Source organism: Collinsella aerofaciens (genome assembly GCF_015670795.1).
GTDB lineage: Bacteria > Actinomycetota > Coriobacteriia > Coriobacteriales > Coriobacteriaceae > Collinsella > Collinsella aerofaciens_Q.
The window spans coordinates 19,841-27,053 of sequence record NZ_JADPCJ010000031.1; the positions used below are offsets into that span (position 1 = coordinate 19,841).

General features: G+C 58.3%; 8 protein-coding genes and 1 tRNA gene. All 9 read right to left on the reverse strand.

What is annotated here, in order from left to right; translation table 11 throughout:
- Positions 1–50: 50 nt before the first annotated feature.
- A complete protein-coding gene (locus I4W09_RS08950; RefSeq protein WP_196033762.1) occupies positions 51–1,406 on the reverse strand; it encodes a DNA recombination protein RmuC in 1,356 nt (451 codons plus the stop codon).
- Between the two features lie 51 nt (positions 1,407–1,457).
- The gene (locus I4W09_RS08955) at positions 1,458–2,021 is read right to left on the reverse strand and encodes a transcriptional regulator (protein ID WP_195361561.1); all 564 of its coding nucleotides are present in this window, start codon (positions 2,019–2,021) and stop codon (positions 1,458–1,460) included.
- A complete protein-coding gene (locus I4W09_RS08960; RefSeq protein ID WP_196033764.1) occupies positions 2,018–2,548 on the reverse strand; it encodes a DUF6036 family nucleotidyltransferase in 531 nt (176 codons plus the stop codon). The genes I4W09_RS08955 and I4W09_RS08960 overlap by 4 nt, the downstream gene beginning before the upstream one ends.
- A gap of 123 nt (positions 2,549–2,671) precedes the next feature.
- Entirely contained in the window at positions 2,672–3,094 is a 423-nt protein-coding gene (locus tag I4W09_RS08965) for a hypothetical protein (RefSeq protein WP_195521490.1), read from the reverse strand.
- Positions 3,095–3,533: 439 nt separating this feature from the next.
- A complete protein-coding gene (locus I4W09_RS08970) occupies positions 3,534–4,166 on the reverse strand; it encodes a hypothetical protein (protein WP_196026328.1) in 633 nt (210 codons plus the stop codon).
- Between the two features lie 329 nt (positions 4,167–4,495).
- Positions 4,496–5,035, reverse strand: a complete 540-nt coding sequence (rbr, locus tag I4W09_RS08975) for a rubrerythrin (RefSeq protein WP_196033766.1) — start codon at positions 5,033–5,035, stop codon at positions 4,496–4,498.
- A 114-nt stretch (positions 5,036–5,149) separates the two neighbouring features.
- Positions 5,150–6,055 carry an HhH-GPD family protein gene (locus tag I4W09_RS08980; RefSeq protein ID WP_196033768.1) on the reverse strand — a complete coding sequence of 302 codons (906 nt, stop codon included), beginning with the start codon at positions 6,053–6,055 and terminating at the stop codon, positions 5,150–5,152.
- A gap of 21 nt (positions 6,056–6,076) precedes the next feature.
- Entirely contained in the window at positions 6,077–6,562 is a 486-nt protein-coding gene (locus tag I4W09_RS08985; protein ID WP_022094514.1) for an RrF2 family transcriptional regulator, read from the reverse strand.
- A gap of 359 nt (positions 6,563–6,921) precedes the next feature.
- Positions 6,922–6,999, reverse strand: a tRNA-Asp gene (locus I4W09_RS08990).
- Positions 7,000–7,213 lie beyond the last annotated feature (214 nt).

Genomic DNA, 7,213 nt, shown 5'->3' on the forward strand with positions numbered 1-7,213 from the left:
AAGCAGCGGGGCACCCGCGTTTACGCCGGCGCCCCGCCGTCTTGTTGCAATTAGTCCTCGTCTTCTTGGTCTGTGGGAAGGCCCACGGGCGTGAGTCCCAAGATCTCATCGGCTTGGTCGGCGTCTTCCAGCGCGTCGATATCCTTGAGCTTGCGCTCCATAACGTTGGTGCGCGTGGTGATGATGCCCTCGACCGTTTTGCCCGCGGTCTCGATCTGCTGCTGGGCGCGGCGCAGCGCCTTTTGATAGCGCGGCAGCTCGGCCTTGACGGCGGAGAGCACGCGCAGCACGTCATCGGTGCGTTTTTGCAACTTAAACGTCTGATAGCTCATCTGCAGACTGTTGAGGATGGCCGCCATGGTGCTGGGGCCGGCAACGTTGACGTGATAGTCGCGGCCCAGGGTCTCGATAAGCCCGGGACGGCTGACGACCTCGGCGTACAGTCCTTCAAACGGCACGAACATGATGCCAAAGTTGGTCGTTGCCGGCACACTCAGGTACTTTTCGCAGATGTCCTTGGCCTCGCGCTTAACCATGGTGTCGAGCGTCTTACGCGCTGCGGCGACGGCCTCAGCGTCACCCGACTCCTGGGCGTCGAGCAAATGCTCGTACGCGTCGCCCGGAAACTTGGAGTCAATCGGCAGCAGCACGGGGTCGCCCTCGTCCACCGGCAGCTTGACGGCAAACTCAACGCGCTCCGAGGCGCCGGGCTTGGTGGCGACGTTTTCCAGATACTGGTCGGGTGTAAGGATGTCCGCCAGGATTGCACCCAGCTGCACCTCGCCCAAAATGCCACGCGCCTTCACGTTGCCCAGCACGCGCTTAAGGTCGCCCACGCCGGTGGCGATGGACTGCATGTCGCCCAGGCCCTTGTACACGGCCTCGAGCTGGTCGCTCACCTGCTTAAACGATGCTGACAGTCGGTCGTTGAGCGTGCGAGAGAGCTTCTCGTCCACTGTCGCACGCATTTGATCGAGCTGCACGTTGTTGTCCTTGCGGATGGCGCCCAGCTGAGCATCGACCGTCTCGCGCACCTTGTCCAGGCGATGCTCGATGCCCTCGCGATTGGCGCCGAGCTGTTGGACCGTCTCGCGGCGCAGGTCATCCATCCGGTCACCAGCTTGCGAGAACTCGCGTGCGATGGTCAGGTAACGTTGCTGCTCCACGGCCGCATCGGTCGTCTGCTGCTGCGCGATGGCATTGGCCGTGCGGCGGGTTTCGGCCAGCGCGACGTTCAGGGCATCGAGCGCTTTGTTAGCCTGCTCGAGTGCTGCCAGCGTTTCCGCGCTACTGTCGCCACGCTCCCGCAACTCGGCACGCAGGCTCTTGAGTTGGAGGGCGCAAGCCACAGCAACCCCCACCGCCACCAAGGCGATCACAACAAGCACAATATCAATAGCAGACATAAACTCCGCCCAACAAACCCAATCGAGCACCAATCAAAACCGCGATCAATCTTACCCCGCCATACGCACCGGGCGCCCGGTCCCTTCTTGGGCGCCCCTCTCCTCCGCATATTCCATAATGCGGCGCGCCGTCTCCCTGCTCACCTTTGAGTCATCACCGGCTAAATATGCGTACACGTTTCCCTTATTCAGATTCAAATCGCGGCAGAGACCGTAGCGCGTTACGCCCGATTCCTCTAGCGCTCCCAACGTTCTTTTTCGCATCAGGGCGTTGATCCTTCTGTCCGCCACTGGCTTTTCCTTCACCGCTCTATACGCACGCCAAACGTTGGCATAACGATTAGGAAGTTTATCCTCGGCGCATAGAGATGCCAGGCTACCCGTTTGGGCGTACAAGGACAAAACGCCTCGGTAACCCTCTTCCATCCACGAACCCTCGGATAAGCCCAGAACGTATTCGGCTTTACCCTGTGCCAAAGCGAGCAAAAACAGGGGCTCCGCCACGCGCGGCGCAACCGTCGTCGCTTGCTTAACCAGTTTTCTAAAACTGAGCGACTGCTGTCCGGATAGCTCTCGGCAATAGCCTTTTAAGAATCCCTCAAAGGTCAGATTCAACCGAGCACCTCCTTTTTGTATTGCCTGTATGCACAGACCATCTCTTGATAACTCCGCTCCGAAGGCGACGACGCCAGTGCTTCTCCCTCGTCGAATATAAGCCGTTCGAGCAGCCCCCAATCAAGTCGGTCGACGAATGCCTGACTATGAAGATCGATGATGTCGTTCGGACGGAAGGCATAGAGCTTCATTACCGCCAGATCCTCCAAGGATGGCGTAAAGTACCTGATAAAACGCGCCCCAATATCCAAGTGGATCAAACGATCTTCGTAATTGAATGGCATCTGATTACAATATGCCACCGCCATACCATTCACCTCGGGGTATCGAGCTATGATCTCGCGGAGGCACCTGTCCGCCTCAAACACATCGATGTCATGTGTAACCGAACGATTCGTCACATCGTTTAGCATGAAGGCGCTTCCTCCCACCAATACAACGCTCGGCCTGTCGTCTCTTGGACCTATTTCCAGCTCTGCCTCTTCGTCAATGCCCAACAGAGTCTGCTCTAAATCCTGCTTATACATAACAAATCCTATTATTATTCAACTTCAATAACACTATTCAGTCGCACGACAGGACCAACAGGATGCAAGAATTCCGCTCGTGGCGATAATCCCTACACCCTAGAAGTCCTAATGTTACAAACGCTAGCTCTCCCAGCCGGTGCGGATGGTTGTTATGACGTCGCCTAGGCGCTGGCCCAGGGCCGCTAGATGTTGGAGCACCTCGTTGGGCGATGCGCCGTTGAGGATGCACGTGAGGGCATACGACGCCAGAAAGATGACCGCAAGCCCCAGCGGGATGAGCACGATCATCGCCAATGTGCGCAGGCGCTGGCCCACGCGGCGACGACGCGCACGACGCTTGTCGAACGCGAGCTCCTGCGCATATGAATCTTGCTGTACGGAATAGGCCTCTGGTGCCGATTCGCCCGCAGGCGAAACCACAGGCGTGGCATTTTGCGCAGGGGGCTGGGCTGCCGCCCCCTGCATTTGCATCTCCATGAGTCGTTGCTGCTGACGCAGCATGCGCTCAGCTTGTTGCTGCGGAGTCTCAAGAAACAGATCCATGCTGGCCTCCAAAATCGGAGCATTCGACGCTTACGACCAGCATCCCGCACCGCCATGACCGCGACAACGCAATCGCCGGCAATAGCCACAAAGTTTCTTTTGCTCAAAAGCTGTCGAAAAGCTCAACAACTCCCCTACCAGCACTTTCTCTGAGCTTTTTTCGTCAGCAATCTTTTGGCCTTCCACCCTTACGCCAACTGACCAAAATCCAACCAAAAGCTTGACGGAAATTGTGAAGACAGGGACCCCATACAAAAACGTGCCGCCCCAAAAGGGGCGGCACGCTAACTTCTTATCAGTTTTTCAGTAGCAAGCACGCGACGACCCGAAGCCGGAGCACAGGGTAGGGAAACACCTTTACCTCGCGCGACCTGCGCAGCCGTGAGCGAGAGGGAAAGGTGTTTCCCCGCCCCGTGCTCCGCAGTCGGTGGAGGCAGCTTTAGATGCCCGCGAGACCTCGGGTGGCGGTGGCGCACATAAACGCCAAGGCTAGAATCACGAGCGAGCCCGCGATGTCTGCCAGCACGCCCATTGCACGGCGTTCAAACAACCAGCTCTCAAAGTGCGGGGCGACGTTGCGCCAAACACGCCACAGCAAGATGCCCATACCGATGACGCCCGGGATATTGAGCAGTAGGATCTCGGAGCACAAAAGACCGATCAGGTTACCGGCGGCAAAGCCCGCATCACCCTCGCAGTATTTGCGGTAGACCATATACAGCATGTACGCCACAAACGGCTGCAAGCACGCAGAAATAAACGAGACCACCATCGAGGGGTCCTGCGAAAAGACCTCGGTGAGTTTATCGACACTCGTGGCGTCCTTCGAAGCCAAGAATAAACCGATAACCACAAGGGGCACCACGCCCAAAATTACCTCGACCAGAGTAAACAACTTGGCAGTCAAATCCTCACTAGCCGAATTCAAATGAGGCGCCCACTCAGGATGAGCATGCGCGCCGACTTTCTTGTCCTTCTCGGCACGATCGGCCTTTTTACCCTCGGCAACCCGACGACCAGGATCCTTGCGAGTTCCCGCCGCAGCAACCCGAGCCCGAGACTTCTTGCCCATAAAAAACACCCCATCAGGTAGTAGATAAACTAAAAGTCGCCACCCAGTGTACCCCCTAAACAACGGCGCCGCCCCAACCCGGAGCAAGCCCCGTCAACCAAATAACCGAACCATCAACCAAATGGCCGCAACCCAATCCCTATACAAAACGTGCCGCCCAAAAGGGGCGGCACACAAACTTCTAATCAGCTTTTCTGTAGCGAGCACGCGACGACCCAAAGCGGGCCGGGAGGGCGGGATTACCTTCCCTCAACGCGACCCTGCGGAGCCGTGAGCGGGGAGGGAAGGTAATCCCGCCCTCCCGGCCCAGCTCATGCCAGCGCCACGCGCTAGTAGTTCACCACCTGCTCCTCAAAGTACGCCTTCGGGTGGTTACACACCGGGCACACCTCAGGCGCCTCGGCACCAACGTGCAGGTGCCCGCAGTTCAGGCACTTCCATACCTTCACGCCCTCACGCTCAAACACCTCGCCCGACTCGATGCGCTCGACGAGTTTGCTGTAGCGCTCCTCGTGGGCCTTCTCGACGGCGGCGACACCACGGAACTTCTCGGCGATCTCGGCAAAGCCCTCCTCCTCGGCGGTCTTGGCGAACTCGTCGTACATCGTGGTCCACTCGTAGTTCTCGCCCGCGGCGGCGTCGCGCAGGTTGTCCAGAGTGCCCGGAACGGCGCCGTCGTGCAGATACTTAAACCACAGCTTGGCGTGCTCGGACTCGTTGCCCGCCGTCTCGGCAAAGATATTCGAAATCTGAACGTAGCCATCCTTCTTGGCCTTAGATGCGTAGTAGCGATACTTGGTGTGTGCCTGGGACTCACCGGCAAAAGCGGTCTCGAGGTTCTTCTTGGTTTGGGAATTCTCAAAATCCATAGGTGTACTTCCCTTCAACACGTGCCGCCCATAGGCTTTGAGCGACCTTGTCTTTAGGATGCCCTCAAGCCGCGAATTTAAACCTTACAATCCCGTTCTTCAGATTTGAGCGGGCTACACACTCAACCAACGATCGTCCTCGGCTCGGCAAAAGCCCTCGCGCTCCAGGTCAGCTAGAATGCCCGCGATCAAGTCGCACTCGACCGGCCCGCGACCGGCTGCCGCTTCCATCTCGTTAACGCCCACCACGGCATCAGCAAGCGTAATCCCCGCCGGCTGCCCATCGCGCGCTGCCAACAACATACGCACGATATGCGCGCGCTTTTGGCGGCGCGAGCCCTCAAACTTGGACTGACGACTATAGCCCGCCGACCGCCTGGACGGATTGGGCAGTGTCTTTTTAAGATACGCGCCGTAATCCAGCAATGCGTAATACCACGCGCGCGGCGTGTCGGCATCGTCTTGAGGCGCGGCAAAGGGCGCGATCTCGTCCGCCGCCGCACCGGGGACCGCCGGACAGGCAGCTTGGATCAGCGGCACCAGTTCGCAATCGGGAACGGCCGGCACATCGGGAAAGAAATGATGCAAAAAGACCGTGCGCACATTGGTCTCCAAATACACGCCCGGAAGATCAAACGCAAACGAACGGATACCCTGCGCCGTTGCCGGGCCAATACCAGGCAGAGCGACCAAGTCACGCGTCTCACGCGGAAACTCCCCGTCCCAGTCCTCTACAACGCGCTGAGCGGCCCCGTGAAGCGCCAGAGCGCGTCGGTTGTAGCCCATGCCCTGCCAAGCGTCCAAAACATCGGAAGGCGCGGCCTGGGCAAGCGCCTGCACAGTCGGAAAACGATCGAGCCACACCGGCATGCGCGCCTCCACACGCGGCACCTGTGTTTGCTGCAGCATGACCTCAGAAAGCCAAATGATGTACGGATCGCGTGTGCGGCGCCACGGAAGGTCGCGATAACGCAGGACCCCTTCCGAACGAATCATCGAACGAAAGGGGTCCTGAATCATGGCTATGCTCCTTATGCGGCGCTATTCCTCCCGGTAAGCGCACGCGCAGGTGGCGTACTCGGGAAACGCTTCGCGGTCGGCGAACTTGGGATCGACGGCCGGGAACTGGCGGTGAGCGACGATGTCGCCGAGCGAAACGGAATCGAGGTAGTCGCGCATCAACGCCTGAGCTCCGGCCCACAGGGGATGATAGCAGCACGCGCCCATGCGCGCACAGTCACCATCGGGCGCGGTGCAATCGTTCATAACCATAGGACCCTGAACGGCCTCGACGACCTGGCGGATAGTGACGTCGTCCGGACTGACCTTGAGACGCATGCCACCGTGGACGCCACGCAGGCTCTCCACAATACCGGCCTGGACCAAACCGTGCTGAATCGAGCGGGCAAACGAATACGGGACATTGACCTCTTCGGCAGCGGTGCGAACAGAAAGCAAACACTCCGGATCCTCAGCAAGCATCGCCAGCATTCGAAGGGCGTAATCAGTCTTCCTCGATATGTCCATTTTTCCCCTTTCAAGGAATACGAACAGCTCGAACGAGCTCCGGGGCCGAGCTTGTGTCGAGACGCTAAATGACCGCCAGGACATCCAAATGGTAAATCGGATATCCACTGAGTGCCGCGCTTGGAGCGAAATGCATCAGATGCGGCGCACAGTGCAATTTAGTATAACCTAACCCCCTGTCTCGTAGAACAGGTGTTGCGCAACAAAGCTGTTGTTCAGACAGATATACTTATTAGATTTTACTTGCGTTCCCGAAGGCGCGGGGATTCTGGGCGAAGATACACCAGGGCGATCGTTCTATCGAAACAAAGTGCATCAAACGCAAAAAGCCACGTCCGAAGACGTGGCTTTAATTGCGTTGGCGGGAAGTACGGGGCTCGAACCCGCGACCTCCGACGTGACAGGCCGGCGCTCTAACCAAACTGAGCTAACTCCCCAGGCAGACGTTCGCGTTTGTTTCCGCTCGCGTGCGCTGCGGGGATTAGTATACACAGAAGTCTGTCCGGCGCGCAACAACTTTTTTGAAAAATTTTTTGGGGCCATCCGGGAGGGCTTCCGGGGCTGAGGGCGGGGGTTAAGTTTGCTGCTCTACAGTCCTGCGCAAGACGGAAAGCACATTAAGTGCTTTCCTTTGCGTGCGGAACTCGCGAC